At 73.6% G+C, this 16,537-nt stretch carries 15 protein-coding genes and 1 pseudogene; 10 read left to right on the top strand and 6 right to left on the bottom strand.

The genetic code is table 11. The features are described 5' to 3' along the window. Nucleotides 1-97 precede the first annotated feature (97 nt). Nucleotides 98-1,153: a glycosyltransferase family 4 protein gene (locus OOJ91_RS16060; RefSeq protein ID WP_266249729.1), complete on the top strand. Its 1,056-nt coding sequence runs from the start codon at nt 98-100 to the stop codon at nt 1,151-1,153. Nucleotides 1,154-1,168: 15 nt separating this feature from the next. On the opposite strand, the gene OOJ91_RS16055 is transcribed toward OOJ91_RS16060, so the two are convergent. Then, nucleotides 1,169-2,695: a serine/threonine-protein kinase gene (locus OOJ91_RS16055; RefSeq protein ID WP_266245812.1), complete on the bottom strand. Its 1,527-nt coding sequence runs from the start codon at nt 2,693-2,695 to the stop codon at nt 1,169-1,171. 165 nt (nt 2,696-2,860) lie between these two features. Here OOJ91_RS16055 and OOJ91_RS16050 point away from each other — a divergent pair, with 165 nt between their 5' ends. From OOJ91_RS16050 to OOJ91_RS16020, 7 genes are all read left to right on the top strand, one after another. Continuing rightward, entirely contained in the window at nt 2,861-3,694 is an 834-nt protein-coding gene (locus OOJ91_RS16050; RefSeq protein WP_266245811.1) for a patatin-like phospholipase family protein, read from the top strand. Beyond that, nucleotides 3,694-4,710, top strand: coding sequence for a 1-acyl-sn-glycerol-3-phosphate acyltransferase (locus OOJ91_RS16045; protein WP_266245809.1), 1,017 nt, complete (start codon nt 3,694-3,696; stop codon nt 4,708-4,710). The genes OOJ91_RS16050 and OOJ91_RS16045 overlap by 1 nt, the downstream gene beginning before the upstream one ends. Nucleotides 4,711-4,719: 9 nt before the next feature. Beyond that, nucleotides 4,720-5,040 carry a divalent-cation tolerance protein CutA gene (gene cutA, locus OOJ91_RS16040; RefSeq protein ID WP_007464647.1) on the top strand — a complete coding sequence of 107 codons (321 nt, stop codon included), beginning with the start codon at nt 4,720-4,722 and terminating at the stop codon, nt 5,038-5,040. Between the two features lie 48 nt (nt 5,041-5,088). Further along, the gene (locus OOJ91_RS16035; protein ID WP_266245804.1) at nt 5,089-8,640 is read left to right on the top strand and encodes an SCO7613 C-terminal domain-containing membrane protein; all 3,552 of its coding nucleotides are present in this window, start codon (nt 5,089-5,091) and stop codon (nt 8,638-8,640) included. Nucleotides 8,641-8,774: 134 nt separating this feature from the next. After that, nucleotides 8,775-9,827 (top strand): fatty acid desaturase family protein, encoded by a 1,053-nt coding sequence (locus tag OOJ91_RS16030; RefSeq protein WP_266245802.1) that lies wholly within the window; start codon nt 8,775-8,777, stop codon nt 9,825-9,827. An 87-nt stretch (nt 9,828-9,914) separates the two neighbouring features. Next, nucleotides 9,915-10,208, top strand: coding sequence for a 4a-hydroxytetrahydrobiopterin dehydratase (locus OOJ91_RS16025; RefSeq protein WP_266245800.1), 294 nt, complete (start codon nt 9,915-9,917; stop codon nt 10,206-10,208). Beyond that, nucleotides 10,205-11,359 (top strand): FHA domain-containing protein, encoded by a 1,155-nt coding sequence (locus tag OOJ91_RS16020; protein ID WP_266245798.1) that lies wholly within the window; start codon nt 10,205-10,207, stop codon nt 11,357-11,359. The genes OOJ91_RS16025 and OOJ91_RS16020 overlap by 4 nt, the downstream gene beginning before the upstream one ends. A gap of 60 nt (nt 11,360-11,419) precedes the next feature. Here OOJ91_RS16020 and rocD read toward each other — a convergent pair whose 3' ends face one another. The 5 genes from rocD to OOJ91_RS15995 form a co-directional block, all read right to left on the bottom strand. Next, on the bottom strand, nt 11,420-12,634 hold the full coding sequence (rocD, locus tag OOJ91_RS16015; protein ID WP_266245796.1) for an ornithine--oxo-acid transaminase: 1,215 nt from the start codon (nt 12,632-12,634) through the stop codon (nt 11,420-11,422). Further along, complete coding sequence (ddaH, locus tag OOJ91_RS16010; RefSeq protein WP_266249728.1) at nt 12,631-13,446, bottom strand: dimethylargininase; 816 nt, start codon at nt 13,444-13,446, stop codon at nt 12,631-12,633. Before ddaH ends, rocD begins: the two co-directional genes overlap by 4 nt. A 352-nt stretch (nt 13,447-13,798) precedes the next feature. Further along, nucleotides 13,799-14,683 (bottom strand): sulfite exporter TauE/SafE family protein, encoded by an 885-nt coding sequence (locus OOJ91_RS16005; protein ID WP_266245795.1) that lies wholly within the window; start codon nt 14,681-14,683, stop codon nt 13,799-13,801. A gap of 112 nt (nt 14,684-14,795) precedes the next feature. Then, the gene (locus OOJ91_RS16000; RefSeq protein ID WP_266245794.1) at nt 14,796-15,050 is read right to left on the bottom strand and encodes a hypothetical protein; all 255 of its coding nucleotides are present in this window, start codon (nt 15,048-15,050) and stop codon (nt 14,796-14,798) included. Then, complete coding sequence (locus OOJ91_RS15995; RefSeq protein ID WP_266245793.1) at nt 15,047-15,211, bottom strand: hypothetical protein; 165 nt, start codon at nt 15,209-15,211, stop codon at nt 15,047-15,049. Before OOJ91_RS15995 ends, OOJ91_RS16000 begins: the two co-directional genes overlap by 4 nt. A gap of 245 nt (nt 15,212-15,456) precedes the next feature. Here OOJ91_RS15995 and OOJ91_RS34470 point away from each other — a divergent pair. Both OOJ91_RS34470 and OOJ91_RS15985 read left to right on the top strand, forming a co-directional pair. Then, a pseudogene (locus tag OOJ91_RS34470) lies at nt 15,457-16,343 on the top strand (helix-turn-helix domain-containing protein). Continuing rightward, a complete protein-coding gene (locus OOJ91_RS15985) occupies nt 16,336-16,536 on the top strand; it encodes a DUF397 domain-containing protein (protein WP_266245792.1) in 201 nt (66 codons plus the stop codon). The pseudogene OOJ91_RS34470 and the gene OOJ91_RS15985 overlap by 8 nt, the downstream one beginning before the upstream one ends. Nucleotide 16,537: the final 1 nt, after the last annotated feature.

The following is a 16,537-nucleotide window of genomic DNA, read 5'->3' as shown; positions in this document are numbered from 1 at the left end:
CCGACGGCGATACCCGATCGGGGATCAACGGGGAGGACTCGTGGCCGTGAACCACCCGCCCGCCGACCGCTCGCCGGAGCGGTCGTTGCGCATCGCGATGGTGGTCCCGCCATGGCTTTCCGTGCCGCCGCCCGGCTACGGCGGCCTGGAGCAGGTGGTGGCCTGCCTGGTGGACGCGTTGACCGCGCACGGCCACGCGGTGACGCTGTTCGGTGCCGGCGAGCAGCACGGCACCGCCGCCGGCGGCTTCGTCTCGACCGTCGCCCAGGTCCAGTACGAGCGGCTCGGCGAGTCACTGCCGGAGCTGGCGCACCTGGCCCGGGTGAATCGCATGATCAGGCCGGCCGACTTCGACGTGATCCACGACCACACCACGATCGGCCCGCTCGTGGCCGGCCGCCGGTCCGTGCCGACGGTGGCGACCGTGCACGGCAACCCGGTGGGTGAGTACGGCGACGTGCTCGGCGACGCCGACGAGGATGTCGCCCTGGTGGCCATCTCGCACGCCCAGCGCCGACTCAACCCGGGCCTGCCCTGGGCCGGCACCGTGCACAACGCGCTGGACCTGCGTGGCTTTCCGCGCAAGATCGCGCCCGGCCCCGGCCCGGTGCTGTGGCTGGCCCGGTTCAGCCCGGACAAGGGCCCGGACATCGCCATCCGCGCCTGCCGGGAGGCGGGGTTGCCGCTGCTGCTGGCCGGCAAGTGCAACGAACCGGCCGAGCGGCGCTACTACGAGCAGGTCGTCGCGCCGCTTGTCGACGACGACGTGACAGTCGTGCTCAACGCCGACCGCGCCGAGACCCTGCGGATGCTCGTCGACGCCCGCTGCCTGATCATGCCGATCCAGTGGGAGGAGCCGTTCGGCATGGTGATGTTGGAGGCGATGGCGACAGGTACGCCTGTAGTCGCGCTCGACAGGGGCGCGGTGCCCGAACTGGTGCGGCCCGGACTCACCGGGCTGGTCTGCCAACGGCCCGACGAGCTGCCCGCCGCGCTGCTGGCCGCCCGGGAGTTGGACCCGCAGGACTGCGTGGCGCACGTCGCCGAGAACTTCTCGGTCGAGCGGATGGCGTACGGCTACGAGGACGTCTACCGGCGTTTCGCCCTCGGGCGGCCCGTCGTCCGGGAGGCGGCTCCCGTCGCGGTCCGCTGACGGTGTCGCCCCGGGTCAGACCCGTGCCGCGCCCAGCTCGGCGATGGCGGCGTCCAGCCGCTGCGCGTACGCCGGGCTGATCGCACCCTCGCCGAGGCGGACCGTGACCTTCTCGCGTAGCCGGGCCACCGGTGGGGCCAGCGCGTCCCGGCCGGAGCCGACGGCGGCCAGCAGGTTGCGCAGCTCGTTGCGCAGGTCGAGGGCGACGTCTTCGCGGATCTCCCCGTCGCGCAGGCCGGCGCCGATCAGCCCGTCGACACGGTTGGCGGCCTCCACGAGGGTGCTCGGCTCGCCGGTGGGCGTGCGGGTGGCAGGTGGCGACGACGGCGTCGGGGTCGGCCGGGACGGCTCGCTGGCCGGCGGGTCGGTGGTCGGGTCGGTCGGCGGGTCGGTGGGCGCGGGCGTGACCGGGCCGGACGACGGCTGGGCCCGGCGATCCGGCTGCTGGTCGGGCAGCAGGGTCGCACCGGCAAGCGCCACCCCGACGGCCAGCACCACAGGTGCCAGGAGCAGCAGCGCCCGACGCCGGGAGCGGCCGGGCGCCGCACCGGGTGGCTCCGTCACGTCGTCGAGCGGCGGCTCGGTCGCGTCGCCCCTGTGTGCCGCGGGCGCCGCCGTCACCGTCGCGACGCCCGCGTGCGCCGCCGGAGCGGAGCTGGGCGGCAGGGCCAGCGTGGGCACCCGGATCGTGGCGGTCGGTGGGTCGGGTGGCAGGCGCTGGTCGCGCAGCGCGGTGGCGAGCTGCCGGGCCGTCGGCCGGTCCGCCGGGTCCCGGGAGAGGCTCCGCAGGCAGATCCGGGCCACCGCGGCGGGCAGCTCCGGCAGGTCGGCCAGGGTCGGCGCCGGGCCGCCGGCCAGCGCGGCGCTGAGCTGCTCCCAGGTGTCCGCCGGGTACGGCACCCGGCCGGTCAACGCCTCGTGCAGCAGGACGCCGAGCGAGTAGACGTCGGTGGCCGGCTGGGCCGGTGCGCCGTCGAGCCGTTCCGGGGCCACGTACGCCGGGGTGCCGAAGGTGCCGCCGTCCTCGTCCTCGTCCGGCGCGCCGATCCGGGTGGCGATGCCGAAGTCGAGGACCTTCACCCCCATCGCGGTCATCATGACGTTTGCCGGGGTGATGTCGCGGTGCACGATGCCCAGCCGGTGCGCGGCCGCCAGCGCGTCCGCGACCTGGGCGCCCACCTCGACCGCCTCCGGCCACGGCAGCGGGCCCTCGGTGAGCCGCAGCTCCAACTCCTCGCCGCTGAGCAGCTCCATCACCACGAACGAGGTGATGGACCCGTCCGGGTCCACCGTCTCGCCGTAGTCGTGCACCGACGTCACGTGCGGGTGGACCAACTGGGCGGCGGCCCGCGCCTCCTCCCGCACCATGTCGCGGAACCGCGCGTCCGCGGCGAGCGACGGCGCGAGCACCTTGAGCGCCACGACGCGGTCGAGCACCTCGTCCCGTGCGCGCCAGATCACCGACATGCCGCCGGCACCGATCTGGTCGATGAGTCGGTACCTGCGGGCCAGCAATCGGCCCGGATGCAGCGCTGCCTTCACTTGTCGCACCTGCCCTCTGGGGTGGGAGCGGTATCAGGTTGCGCGAATGTGTCCGGCCTGTCAACGCCGGTGCGGTGGATCGTCGCCGGACGGCGGCCGGGGTGCGCCCACCGCGGGTCGGCGGCGGCCCGTCGGTCGGCGGCGGGCGCATGCCAGGATGAGGACATGGCGGGGGGACCGGTGGCGTTCGTGCTCGGTGGCGGCGGGGTGCTCGGCGCCGTCGAGGTGGGCATGCTGCGGGCTCTGTTCCGCGCCGGCATCCAACCCGACATGGTGCTCGGCACCTCGATCGGCGCGGTCAACGGCGCGCTGGTCGCCGCCGACCCGTCCGAGGCGGTGACCGACCGACTGGTACGGCTCTGGGCCTCACCCGAGGCCAGCGAGGTGTACGGCGACTCGGTCGCCCGGCAACTGCGCCGCTTCGCCGCCCGTACCCACCTGCACTCGCCCCGGCCGCTGCGCCGCCTGCTGGAGACCGAGTTGGGGGTGGACACCACCTTCGCCGATCTGCGGGTGCCGTTCCGCTGCTGCGCGGCACACATCGAGCGGGCCGCCGAGCACTGGTTCGACACCGGTCCGGTGGTGCCGGCGGTGATGGCGTCGGCCTCGGTGCCGGGCCTGCTCCCGCCCATGGAGATCGACGGCGCGCACTACGTCGACGGCGGCATCGTGAACTCCATTCCGATCGGCGAGGCGGTGGCCGCGGGCGCCGGCCAGATCTTCGTCCTCCAGGTGGGACGGATCGAGCGGGAGCTGACGCCACCCCGGCGGCCGTGGGAGATCGCGCAGGTCGCGTTCGAGATATCCCGCCGGCACCGCTTCTTCCGTGAGATGGCCGCGCTGCCCGAGGGGGTGGAGGTGCACGTCCTGCCGACCGGTGGGCTGAACCCACGCGACGACACGCCGTGGGCGTACCGGGACATGGCGGCGGTGGGACGGCGGATCAGCCGGGCGTACACGGCTTCGCGCCGCTACCTCGCCGCCAACGTGGAGCGCTGATGCCGCTGCCCCCCAGGTGGCTGCGGCGGCTGCTGATCGCCCCCGGCGTGGTGCTGCTCGCGATCGCCGTGGTGACCACGCTGCCGGTCTGGGCGCTGCTCGCGGCGGCCGCCTCGCCGCTGGTCCCGGGCCGGCTCCGCCCCCTGCGCCTGCTCTGGATCGGCTGCGTCTACCTGGTCTGGGACGCAGCCGCGCTGCTCGCGTTGTTCGTCCTGTGGCTGGCGTCCGGCTTCGGCTGGCGCAGCCGGTCCCCGGCCTTCCAGCGCGCGCACTACGTGGTGGCCGGCTGGTTCCTGCGGGTGCTGTTCTGGCAGGCCCGCTGGTCGCTGCGGCTGCACATCGACGTGGTCGGTACGGACCCGGACACCGCGCTGCCCGGCCGGCCGGAGCTGGTGCTGTGCCGGCACGCCGGGCCGGGTGACTCGTTTATCCTGATCCACGGGCTGGTCAACTGGTTCCACCGGGAGCCGCGGATCGTGCTCAAGGACAGCCTCCAGTGGGATCCGGCGATCGACGTGCTGCTCAACCGGCTGCCCAACCGGTTCATCGCGCCCACCCCGGAGCGCGGCGAGGAGACCGTACGCCAGGTCGGGCACCTGGCCACCGGGCTGGACGACAACGACGCCTTCGTGATCTTCCCGGAGGGCGGCAACTTCACCCCCAAGCGGCGACTGCGGGCCATCGCCCGGCTGCGTTCCCTCGGCCTGGAACGGATGGCGCAGCGCGCCGAGCGGATGCGCCACGTGCTCGCCCCGCAGCCCGGCGGGGTGCTCGCCGCGTTGGACGCCGCCCCGGACGCCGGGGTCATCTTCGTCGCCCACACCGGACTGGACCGGATGCTCACAGTCGCCGATGTGTGGCGGGAGCTGCCCATGGACAAGCGGATCGTGATGCGGTTCTGGTCGGTGCCCCCGGAGGAGGTGCCGACCGGCCGGCAGCAGCGCATCGACTGGCTCTTCGATTGGTGGGCGCAGATTGACACGTGGATCGCGGCCAATCGGGACGGCGCCGCGTAGGGTGCGCTCGTGGACCAGATCAGCGTGGTGACGACGGTGGTGGATGCGCGTTCGGTTGCGGACGTGCTGGCGGCCGCGGCCGTCGCCGGGCGGCTCGCCGCTTGTGCCCAGGTCGGCGGTCAGGTGGACAGCACCTACTGGTGGCGTTCCGGGGTGGAGACGAGCACCGAGTGGTCCGTGCAGTTCAAGACCGCACCGGATCGGTTGGCCGCGCTCGTGGACCAGATCCGCGCCAGCCACCCGTACGAGGTTCCGGAGATCCTGGTGTCGCGGGTGGACAGTGGCGACCCCGGGTACGCCGCCTGGGTGCACGACCACACGCGACCCTAGGTACGCGCACTCTGTGCCGTTGCCCGCCGGTTTCTCGATGATGACCGGGTGGACGACACCCGCTATCCCTGCCCCGCCTGCGGTGCCCCGGCCGATCTGAGCGCCGGATGCGCCGGCTGCCGCCGCCCTCCGGATCCGGTCGCGGCCGAGGTGGTCCGACTGGGGCGGGAGGTGGATCGGCTCGGTCCGGAGGTGGAGCGGGCACGTCTGACGTACACCGAGTTGGCCGGCCTCCTGGCGACCACCTCGCGGCGGCGGGCCGAGCTGGCGGCTGTCGTCCGCGCGGGGCTGGCGGCGGGGGCGCCTGTCGTCGGGCCGGCGCCTGTCGTCGCGTCCACCGTGCCCGCTGTCGCCGTGGAGCACGCGCGGCCCGGCGCGGCGGAGACGTCGACCCGGACGGTGCAGGGGCTGCTGTTCGTCCTCGGTGGACTGCTGCTCGGCACCGCGGCAGTGGTCTTCACGGCGGTGGCCTGGGCGTCCGTGGGGATCGGTGGCCGGGCGCTGATCCTGGCGGCGGTCACGGCGCTCGTCCTGGCCGGCCCGCTGCTGGCGGTTCGCCGGGGGTTGCGGGGCACTGCGGAGACGTTCGCCGCCGTGGGGCTGCTGCTGGTGGTGCTGGACGGGTACGCCGCCTGGTCGGTGAACCTGGCCGGCGTGGCCGGTTGGCCGGGCACCCGGTACGCCGCGCTGGTCGGGGGGGTCAGCGCGGCGGTCGCCGTGGCGTACGGCCGGTTGAGCGGGTTGACCGGTCCGTGGTTCGCCGGTCTGCTGGCGGCGCAGCCGGTGCTGCCGTTGCTCGCGGTGCAGGCCGCGGTCGGCGCGGCCGGGTGGACGCTGGTGCTGCTCGGGGTGGCCCTGCTGAACCTGGCGGTGCTTGTCGCCCTGCGCGACGGGGAGGGGGCGGGCCGGTTCACCGGTCGGGTGCTCGCCGGGGCGGGTCACGTGGGCGCGCTTGTCGGTGCCGCGGCGTGTGCCCTGGTGCCGTTCGTGCTGGGGCGGGCGGCGGGGTCGCCGTTGCTGGCCGGGGCGCCGCTGCTGCTGGTAGCGGTGACGGCTCTCGGCGCGGCGCTGCTTGTCGGTGGTTCGGCGGCGCGGGCGGTGGCCGGGGGGCTGCTGGTTCCGGTGCTCGCCGCCGCGCTGCTGCGCCCGGTGGGTGAGCTGCGCCCGTCGCTGCTGTTGCTCGCGGCGGCGACTGTGGCGCTCGTCCTGGCCGGGGCGGTGCGGCTGCTGCCGACGGGTTGGCGGCCCGGTCCGCGCGCCGGATCGCTGCTGGTCGCGGCGGGGACGGCGCAGCTCGCCGCGGTGGTCGCCTGTGTGCTGGCGGTCGCCGCGGTCGTCCGGTCGCTGCCGCCGTGGCACGGGGCCGGGTGGGGACCGGACCTGAGCTGGGGCTGGCAGGTGGCGCCCGCCGTGGCGCTGGCGCTTGGCGCGACGGCGCTGCTGTTGCCGCGCAGCGCGTGGGCGCCGCTCGCCTCGGCAGGTGCGGTGGCGGTGCTGCTCGCGGTGCCGGCCGGCTGGACGGCGTCGTGGGCGACGGTGGTGGCCGTCGACCTGGCGGGTGGGGTCGCGCTGGTGCTCGCCGTGCTGGCTCGCCAGGCGTCCCGCCCGGCCACCCTGCTGGGCTGGGCGCTCGGCAGCGCCGTCCTGGTCGGGCACGCGCTGCTGGTGGCCCTCGCCGATCCGGTAGGCGTCGTGGTGGTGCTGGGCACCAGCACCGTGCTCGGGGTGGCGCTGGCGTCGCGGCGGGGTGGGACGTACCGCGGGGTGTCGGGCGCGGGACTGCTTGTCGCGCACCTCACGCTGCCCGGCATCGCCGCGGTGGCGCTGTTCGCCGCCGGCGCGACGCCCTGGTGGCAGGCCCGGGCCGCCCTGTGCGCCGCCGGGCTGTCGCTTGTCGCGGTCCTCGCGGTGCGTCGCCACCGGGTCGACCTGATCGGGTACGCGGTCACGGGCGCCGTGGTCGCGGTGCTCGCGGCCGGGGTCGCGCCGCTGCTGGCGGCGGGGGACGAGCCCGTGACGCTGTACGCCGCGTTGGCGGCACTGGGCGTCGCGCTCGTCGCCCGGTGGGGCCTGCCGACGAGCGGCGACGAGTCGGGGCTGTCGGTCGCTGGGGGGCCGGTGGTGGGCGCCGCCGGGTCGCCGGTGTCGGGGGAACCGGCGATCGGGGGGCCGCCAGCCGTCGGAGGGTCGTCGACGGTCGGGGGGCCGTCGGAGATCGGGGGCCTGCTGAGGGCGTCGGGTGTCGTGCTGGCGGCGGTCGCGGTGCTGACCGCGCTGCCTGCGGTGGTCGTGGCGTTGATCGCCCCGTACGGCATCTGGGAGGTCTGGTCCGGTGCGCCGACTGTCGTCGCCGATCGAGGGCTGTTCCCCACCGGGCTGGCGCTTGTCGCGTTGGCGGTGGCCGTGGCGCTTGCTGGTCGGCGGGTGCGTCTGCCGCTGCTGGCCGGCCTGCCGTTCGCCGCCGCCGCGCTGCCGGTCCTGCTCGTCGCGACAGGTGTGCCCTGGCCGGCGCAGCCGGCCGCCATCCTGCTCGCCGGGGTGTCCACGCTGCTGTTCGCCGCGCTGGTGACGCCCCGCCCGGCGCTCGCGTCGATCGCCGTGCCGGTGGGGGCGGTGCTGGCCGCGGCCGGCGTGACGGGGCTCCTGGTCACCCGGTCCGGCACGCTCGCGGCCGAGGGCACGCTGCTGGTGGCGGCGGTGGTAGTCGCCACCGGGGCGCGACTGGTCGAGGTGCGCGTCGTCGGGAGCGTCGCGGCGGTGGGGACGGCGTGTGCGCTGGCGGTGACCGCTCCGATCGCCGACGGGCAGCCGTTGCGGGCAGCCGCGTACCCGCTGCTGGGGGTGGCCGCGCTGATCCTCGCCGCCGCCGCTGCGGCCGACCCGGCGCGGTCGGTCGCGGTCGACGCCGCGACAAGCCGGCGGCCAACGGTGCTGGCGCCGGTCGGGCGGGTGCTGGACGCCGCCGCGCAGGCGGTGGCCGTGGTGGCGGCGGTTCTCACCGTCGAGGCGGCGCGGCATCTCGCGACCGTCTGCGTGCTGTGGGGCGCGGCCGTCGCCCTGCGGCTGCTGCGCAGGGGGGAGCCGGCCGGTCGACGGTGGCGGTTCGCCGCCATCGCCGGGACCAGCGAGCTGCTCGGGGCGTGGGTGCTGCTCGCCGCCGGTGGGGTGACCGTGTTGGAGGCGTACACCCTGCCGGCCTCGGCGCTCGCCCTCGGCGCGGGCCTGCTGGCGTTGCGGGCGCGGCCGGGGTTGACCAGTTGGCCGGCGCTCGGCCCGGGGCTCGTCGCGGCGCTGCTGCCGAGCCTGGTGGCGGTGCTGGCCGGGCAGGACCCGCAGCCGTGGCGACGGTTGCTGCTCGGCGCGGCGGCGCTGGGCGTGGTGCTTGCCGGCGCCACCCGCCGCTGGCAGGCCCCGGTGCTGCTCGGTGGTGGGGTGTTGGCGGTCCTGGCGCTGCACGAGGTTGCCCGTGGCTGGGATCTGCTGCCCCGATGGATCTACCTGGGCGCCGGAGGGCTGGCGCTGATCGGGCTGGCCGCCAGCTACGAACGGCGGCGTCGCGACCTGGCCCGACTACGCGCCGCAGTGGCCCGGCTGGGGTGAACCGAGGCCGGGGGGTAGGGCTCGCCCTACCCCCCATTCGGGGGTTGTCAGGGTTACTCAGCGCAACCGATGCGGGGAGACTGACATTGATCTCGAACCATCCTGGTTCGGGCGTAAGCGGAACGGGAGCAGTAATGGCGCTCGGAGCGGTGGCGGAACCGCCGGTACGACGGCGGGGTAGTGATTACGCACAGTTGTCCCGACGGATCAGTCAGGCCGGCCTGCTGGAACGGCGCCCTGCCTCGTACGTTGCCCGCCTCGTGCTCACCCTCGGCGCCTTCGTGGCCGGCTGGGTCGCCGTGTTCCTGGTCGGCGACTCCTGGTGGCAGGTGGCGCTCGCTGCCGTGCTTGCGGTTGCCACCACCCAGGTCGCGTTCCTCGGTCACGACGCCGGGCACCGCCAGATGTTCCGTCGCCGCGGTCCCAGCGAGGTCGTGGGGCTGGTCGCCGGCAACGGGGCCGTCGGGATCAGCTACGGCTGGTGGGTCGACAAGCACAACCGGCACCACGCCAACCCGAACCACGAGGACGAGGACCCGGACGTCGGCGCGGGCGCCCTGGTGTGGACTCCCGAACAGGCCCTGGAGACCCGGGGCGCACACCGCTGGATGGCCAGCCGGCAGGCGTACTTCTTCTTCCCGCTGCTCTTCCTGGAGGGCCTGAGCCTGCACGTGGCGAGCATCCGGGCGATCATCGGCCGGGAGCAGAGCGGCAGGTACGCGACCCCGATGCGGCACCGCGCGGTCGAGGCCGGACTGCTCCTCGCGCACACCGCCGGCTACGTGGCGTTGCTGCTGGCGGTCATGTCGCCGGGCAAGGCGCTGGTCTTCGCCGCCGTGCACCAGGGGCTGTGGGGCCTCTACATGGGCTGCGCGTTCGCGCCGAACCACAAGGGCATGCCGATGCCGACCGCCGAGGACGAGCTGGACTTCCTGCGCAAGCAGGTGCTGACCTCACGTAACGTGCGGGGCAGCCGGCTGGTCGACACCGCGCTGGGCGGCCTCAACTACCAGATCGAGCACCACCTGTTCCCGAACATGCCCCGGGCGAACCTGCGCCGGGCCCAGCCGATCGTCCGCGCCTACTGCGTCGAGCAGGGCATCCCGTACGCGGAGACCGGGCTTATCGAGTCGTACCGCCAGGCGCTCGGCCACCTGCACGAGGTGGGCCGGCCGCTGCGCGGCTGAACGCGAGGACTGATCGGTGGGGCGGCATCTGATGATGCCGCCCCGCCGCGCGTTTCTGGCCGCCTTCGCCACCGGTAGGGTCTGGTCATGGCAGACCTGCTCACCGCGGACGCGGTGCGGAAAGAGCTGGGCGGGTTGGCCGACTGGTCGGGTGACCCGACCGGCATCGGCCGCACCGTCCAGCTCGGCAGTTTCCCGGCCGCCATCGCGGTGGTGGACCGGGTGGCGGCGGTGGCCGAGGAGCTCGACCACCATCCCGACATCGACATCCGATGGCGGACCCTGACCTTCCGCTGTGTCACGCACTCGGCCGGCGGGGTCACCCGCCGGGACGTCGAGCTGGCCCGGCGGATCGACGACATCGTCCGGAGTGCGGCATGAGATTCGAGATCAGCAAGGTTCTGGACGCCATCGAGGGGCGGGTCTGCACCGACCCGTCGCTGGCCCGCGCGGTGCTCGACCTGGCCGAGATCATCCGCTACCAGGACATCGACGGCGGCCGGCCGGCGAGCCTGCTGCGCCTCGGCATGGTCATCGACGCGCTCTCCCGCGAGCTTGAGGAGGACAGCGTCCAGGTGTACGCCGTGGTGCACCGCGCGCTGCTCTCGGACGCCGACCTGACGTCCAACGAGCGGATGGTCGTTCGCCGCTGGGCCGACGACGGGCTCGTCGAGGTGCTCGACAATCCGGGTGACCGGATGCTTGAGGTCGCCGACCTGCTCGGGCTGCCGGTGCTCAGCCGGGTCCGCTTCGACGGGCTGCGCGGGCGGTTCCCGTGGCTCGTCGAGCAGCCCGGCCGGGTGGTCGCCCCGGTGCCGGGCGCGGGCGGGCCGGTGTTCATCGCACACGTCGGCGGCGGGCACGCCCCGGTCGCCGGCAAGCGTTCGCCGACCGGGGCGAAGTTGCTGGCCCGGCAGTGGCGCTGCCCGGAGTCGGGCTGCGCGCTGTTCGGCAGCGGTGGTGGGGGCGGCGCCTTCGCCGACCTGGCCGGCGGCGCGGACCGCAGCCCGGCCGGGCAGCCGCCGCCCTCGCTGCGCAACGGCGTGCCGACCTGCCCGCGACATGGCGTACGCCTCGGTGACGGCGGCCCGCGTCCGCGTACGGAGGTGCTCGCGGTGCGTGTCGGCGGCCTGGTCCGGCGGCGGTTCGTGCTGAGCGAGGAGCAGTCGATCGTGGCTGGTCGGGCGCCCGAGCAGGATGGCGGGATCATGCTCGGTCAGTGGCTCAACGACGAGGCCCGGCGGTGGATCAGCCGGGGTCACGTCCGTTTCGAGCTGCGGGTCGGCGAGGTCATCGTGACCGACGTCAGCACCAACGGCTCCGGCATCCGGCCGGCCGGGTCGATGAACGAGGCGGACCGGATTCCCCTGGCGCCGCAGCAGTCCCGGGTGCTGGGCGAGAACGACATGATCGAGCTGTACCCGGGGGTGCAGATCGGTCGGGCCGAGGAGCTGCCCACCGGCGCCCCGTTCACTCCCACCTCGGTGATGGCCGAGGCCCCGACGATGGCCATGCGCCTACCCCGCCCCTGACGCGCCCGCGGCGCGCCGCCCCGGCCGACCCCGATCAACCGGGGTCGGCGGGGGGCGGGGTTAGGCGGTTAGCACCGCTGCGAGCTGGGCCACCGCCAGGTCGATCTCTTCTTCGGTGATCACCAGGGGCGGGGCGAGCCGGATGGTGGAGCCGTGGGTGTCCTTGGCGAGCACGCCGCGCTCGGCGAGCCGCTCGCACGCCTCCCGCCCGCTCATCAGCGCCGGGTCGATGTCCAGACCGGCCCACAGGCCACGGACGCGCACCTCGACGAGGCCCTTGCCGACCAGCCCCTCCAGACCGGCCCGCAGCCGCTCGCCCAGCTCGGCCGACCGGCGCTGGAACTCGCCGGTGGCCAGCAGCCGGACGACCTCGATGGCTACCGCGCAGGCGAGCGGGTTGCCGCCGAAGGTGGAGCCGTGCTGGCCGGGCTTGAGTACGCCGAGCACGTCGGCGTTCGCGGCCACCGCGGACACCGGCACGATGCCGCCGCCGAGCGCCTTGCCGAGCAGGTACATGTCCGGCACGACGCCCTCGTGGTCACAGGCGAACGTCCGACCGGTACGCCCCAGACCGGACTGGATCTCGTCGGCGATGAACAGCACGTCGCGTTCGGTGCAGACCCGGCGTACGCCCGGCAGGTAGCCCTCCGGCGGCACCACCACGCCCTGCTCGCCCTGGATCGGCTCCAGCAGCACGGCCACCGTGTTCTCGTCGATCGCCGCGGTGAGCGCGTCCAGGTCGCCGTACGGCACGACGGTGAACCCCGGGGTGTACGGCCCGAAGTCGGCGCGGGCGTCCTCGTCGGTGGAGAAGCTCACGATGGTGGTGGTGCGGCCGTGGAAGTTGCCCTCGGCGACCACGATGTTGGCCTGGCCCGGGGTGACGCCCTTGACCTGGTAGCCCCACTTGCGGGCCACCTTGATCCCGGTCTCCACCGCCTCGGCGCCGGTGTTCATCGGCAGCACGAGGTCCTTGCCGCACAGCTCGGCCAGCTCCCGGCAGAAGTCGGCGAACTGGTCGTGGATGAACGCGCGGCTGGTGAGTGTGAGCCGGTCCAGTTGCGCGTGCGCGGCGGCGATGAGCTGCGGGTGCCGGTGGCCGAAGTTCAGCGCCGAGTAGCCGGCCAGGCAGTCCAGGTAACGCTTGCCGTCCACGTCGGTGAGCCACGCGCCCTCGGCGGACGAGATCACCACCGGCAGCGGGTGGTAGTTGTGCGCGGTGTACTTCTCCGCGTCCCGGACGGCGGACGGGGTCCGCAGCATGTCCTCGATCACTTGGTCGCCTTTCCCTGACGGAGTCGCAGCGTGCAGCACTTCGGTCCGCCGCCGGCCTTACGTAGCTCGGACAGGTCGACCCCGATGGTCTCGTAGCCCCGGTCGCGCAGCTTGGCGGCCAGGTCGGTGGCCTGCGCGGGCAGCACGACGTGCCGTCCGTCGCTTACCGCGTTGAGGCCCAGCACCTCGGCGTCGGCCATGGTGGCGTGCACCGCGTCGGGGAAGAGCCGGCGCAGCACGGCCTGGCTGCCGGGGGAGAACGCCTCCGGCAGGTACGCCACGGTCCGCTCGTCGAGCACTGTCAACGCGGTGTCCAGGTGGTAGAAGCGCGGGTCGACGAGCTGCATGGTGATCACCGGGTAGCCGAAGACCTCCTGCAACTGGGCGTGCGCGGCGTGGGCGGTGCGGAAACCGGTGCCGGCAAGCAGGTGGTCACCGGCCAGCAGGACGTCGCCCTCGCCCTCGTTGACGTGCTTCGGGTCGTACATCTCGAAGCCGGCGGCCTCGAACCAGGCCCGGTAGGCAGGCGCCTCGTCGGCGCGCTGCGGGTCGCGGAACTGCACGGCCATCGCCTTGCCGTCGATCACCGTGCCGCCGTTGGCGGCGAAGACCATGTCGGGCAGGCCGGGCACCGGAGTGATCTCCTCGACGGTGTGGCCCAGGTCAAGGTACGTCTGGCGCAGCTGCTCCCACTGGCGGACGGCAAGCGCGGCGTCGACAGGCGCGCTCGGGTCCATCCACGGGTTGATCGCGTAGTCGACGGCGAAGTACGTCGGCCGGCACATCAACAGGCGCTGGCTGGTGGCGTCCATCGTCATTGTCCTGCTCCCAGGGGTCGGGCGCGCCCGGCCTCCGTGGCCCACGGGCTGGCGCCGTTGCTCAACGCTATGCGGGTCCAGCGGCAGGATCCACCACCGAGAGTTGCGCAGACCGAACATTCGTTGCGTCTGAGCGGTCTGGGGCTGCGATTCGTTGCGTGGAGGGCAAGCGGAGTCGTGAAAACGCTTCGGGGCCCGGCGAACCGGGCCCCGGAAACACTTCAGGGGCGGCGAACCGCCGCCCCTGAAAGGGTGTCGCCCGGCCGGTGAACCACCGGGTGGTCGGGCTGCCGGCGAACCGCCGGGTCTTTCGCCGGTGCATCACCGGCGAGCGGAACAGTGCCCGCTAGAAACGGTCCACAAACTGTGAGTCGAGCCACTCCCGGAAGCGCGGCACCCAGTCGCCGTCGGTGGTCGGCCAGTCGAACTGACCGGTCATCGCCAGCACGCCGATCACCACCGCCGCGAGCCCGATGAGCACGCCGAACAGCGCGTCGGTCTTGCCGGCGACGTGCCGGCGGCGGGTGGCCATCAGCCCGAGCACCGAGAGCACCGCGCCGAACGCGCCGAGCCCGATGCCGTACCCGGCGAGGGTGCCGGTCAGCACGAACAGCGCACCGGCGACGGAGACGATCAGGCCGAGGGTGGCGAGCAGGCTGGCCCGTGGCTTCGGGCCGCGCGTCACCGGGGGCTCCGGCTCGGTGTGGCCGGGGGTCGGGTCGACCGGGCGGTCGGTCACGACGCGGTCCGTCGGGTCGGGCCGCCCGGTCGTCCGGTCGAGGTCAGTGTCGCGCTCGGGTCGCCGGGTCGTGCGGTCCCGGTCGACGTCGGTGTCGCGCTCGGCCGTGCGGTCGACAGTCGGTGCGGTCGCCGCGACGCTGGCCGGCGGGGTCGGGGTGTCGGCCGACCGGACGGCGCCGGGTCGGGAATCGCCCTCAAGCGGGCGGGCGGTGGCGGCCCGGGCCACGGCCGCGCGCTCCGCGGCACGCCGCTCGGCCGCGCCGGCCTGGTCGTCGGTCGCCGTGGTGCTGCGGTACGTCGTCTGGTCGGCGTCCCGATCGGTGACCACCGGTCGGCCGGTGACGTCCTCGGACCGGTCGGTGTCGGTGACCGCCGTGCTGCTGTCCCGGTCGGCGACCGGGGTGTCGCGGCCGTCGATCCGGCCGTCGAGGTTCTCGTCCCGCGTCGGCGCCGGCTCGGACCGGCGGGACAGCGAAGGAATCCTGACCACTACACACCTCCTGATGAATGCGTGGTGGCCGACGGAATCGGGTGGCACCCACGCGGTACCACCCGGAAATACCCACCTGGGCGTTTCCTGACACCAATCCCGGGTACGGCCGTCAAGACCGGGCCCGCCGGGCCGGCGCAGGGGCGGTACGCAGCACCCGCAGACCGGCCCGCCGCACGTACACCTCCCGCTTGTCGACTGCCAGGTCCTTGTCGCTCAGGACGTAGCCGGTCAACCAGACCCACCCGTCGTACGTCGGGCGCGTGTCCACACTCACCAGTCGCAGGCGCAGCGCGCGTTCGCCGGAGAACTGCACCGAGCAGCCCTCGCCGATCAGCAGGAGGTCGCCGGGCTTCAGGTCGGTCACGTCGGCCAGTGCCCGCGGTTGATCGGGATGCGGTGGCGGGCCCGGCAGGGCAACTCCGCGCCGCAGCGGCACACCCTGCGCCAGCGCGCCCAGCTCCAGACGGGCCGGTGCCGACGGGCGAGGGTGAGCGCGGTGACCAAGAGATATTCGTTGTACGACACGCGCGCCACGGCATCCTCTCCGACACATTTCCCGGCCCGTATCCCGCATTGGTGGCGGCCTGCCGAACGCCATTTCGGTTGGCGCTATTCGCGATCCGGATACGTGACAGCGTGTTCCACGCCGGCCCCCTTGTGCAACGCTCCCCGCCGCCCTACTCTCGGGCCGTATTGACGCACGCGGAATGGAAAAGAATTGCGTGCGGGGTGAAACATTCGATGTTGCAGGAGGGGCGCGGTGATGTTGCATGACTGATGAAACAAGCGGGTCCACGGTTCCTCGGCGACAGCTCGGCCGGCTGCTCACGCAGCTCCGGGTGGACGCCGCGGTGACGCTTGACGCCGCAGCGGAGGCGCTGGACTGCTCGCGGCAGAAGGTGTGGCGCATCGAGAAGGGTCTGGTCCCCGTGCGGGTGGTGGACGCCCGTGCGATGTGCGCTCTCTACCGTGTGCCGGACGACATGAGAGACATCGTCGCCGGTCTGGCGAAGGAGACTCGCGCCAAAGGATGGTGGCATTCGTACGGCGATGTCGTCCCGTCCTGGTTCTCGCTGTACGTCGGCCTGGAATCGTCGGCGTCGGTCCTGCGGCAATACGACGCTGAGCTGATCCCCGGCCTCCTGCAGACCCGCGAGTACGCCGGCGAGTTGTTCCGCCGCAAGAACCCGACCCTGAGCGGGAGGAGCGGGAGAAGCTTGTCGAGGTCAGGTTGCAGCGACAGGGCATCCTCGTGCGCCGGCTGCCCACCGCGCCGGTGCTGCGGGTCGTCCTGAGCGAAGCGGTGCTGCGGCGCACCATCCCCGACCGCCGGGCGATGGCCGGCCAGCTCCGCCACCTGCTCGACGTGGCCGCGCTGCCGAACGTGAGCCTGCGGGTGCTCCCGTTCGCCGCCGGTCCGCCCCTGGCCAGCGAGACCGGCACCTTCGTCCTGCTGGGCTTCCCGCAGGCGTTCGGCCGGGCGTCGACCGAGCCGACCACCGTCTACCTGGAGAACATCACCGGAGCGCTGTATTTGGACAAGCCAGCCGAGGTGGCCGCCTTCGAACACGTCTGGTCGGACCTGGAGGCGCTGGCGTCGGGTGAGGCAGAATCAGAGAAAATGATCACTTCGATCATCGAGGAGCATCATGACTGACCTTGCCCGTGCCCGCTGGCGCACGAGCACCCGCAGCGGCGGGAGCGGCGGCAACTGCGTCGAGGTGGCCGACAACCTGCCCGACGTCGTGGGCGTGCGCGACAGCAAGGACCCGACCGGCCCGGCGCTCACCTTCGCGCCGGCCACCTGGGCGGCGTTCGTGACCGACCTGAAGGAGCAGCGCCAGGGCTGAC

Source organism: Micromonospora lupini (genome assembly GCF_026342015.1).
Lineage (GTDB): Bacteria > Actinomycetota > Actinomycetes > Mycobacteriales > Micromonosporaceae > Micromonospora > Micromonospora lupini_B.
This window is presented reverse-complemented; position numbering and strand designations above follow the sequence as displayed.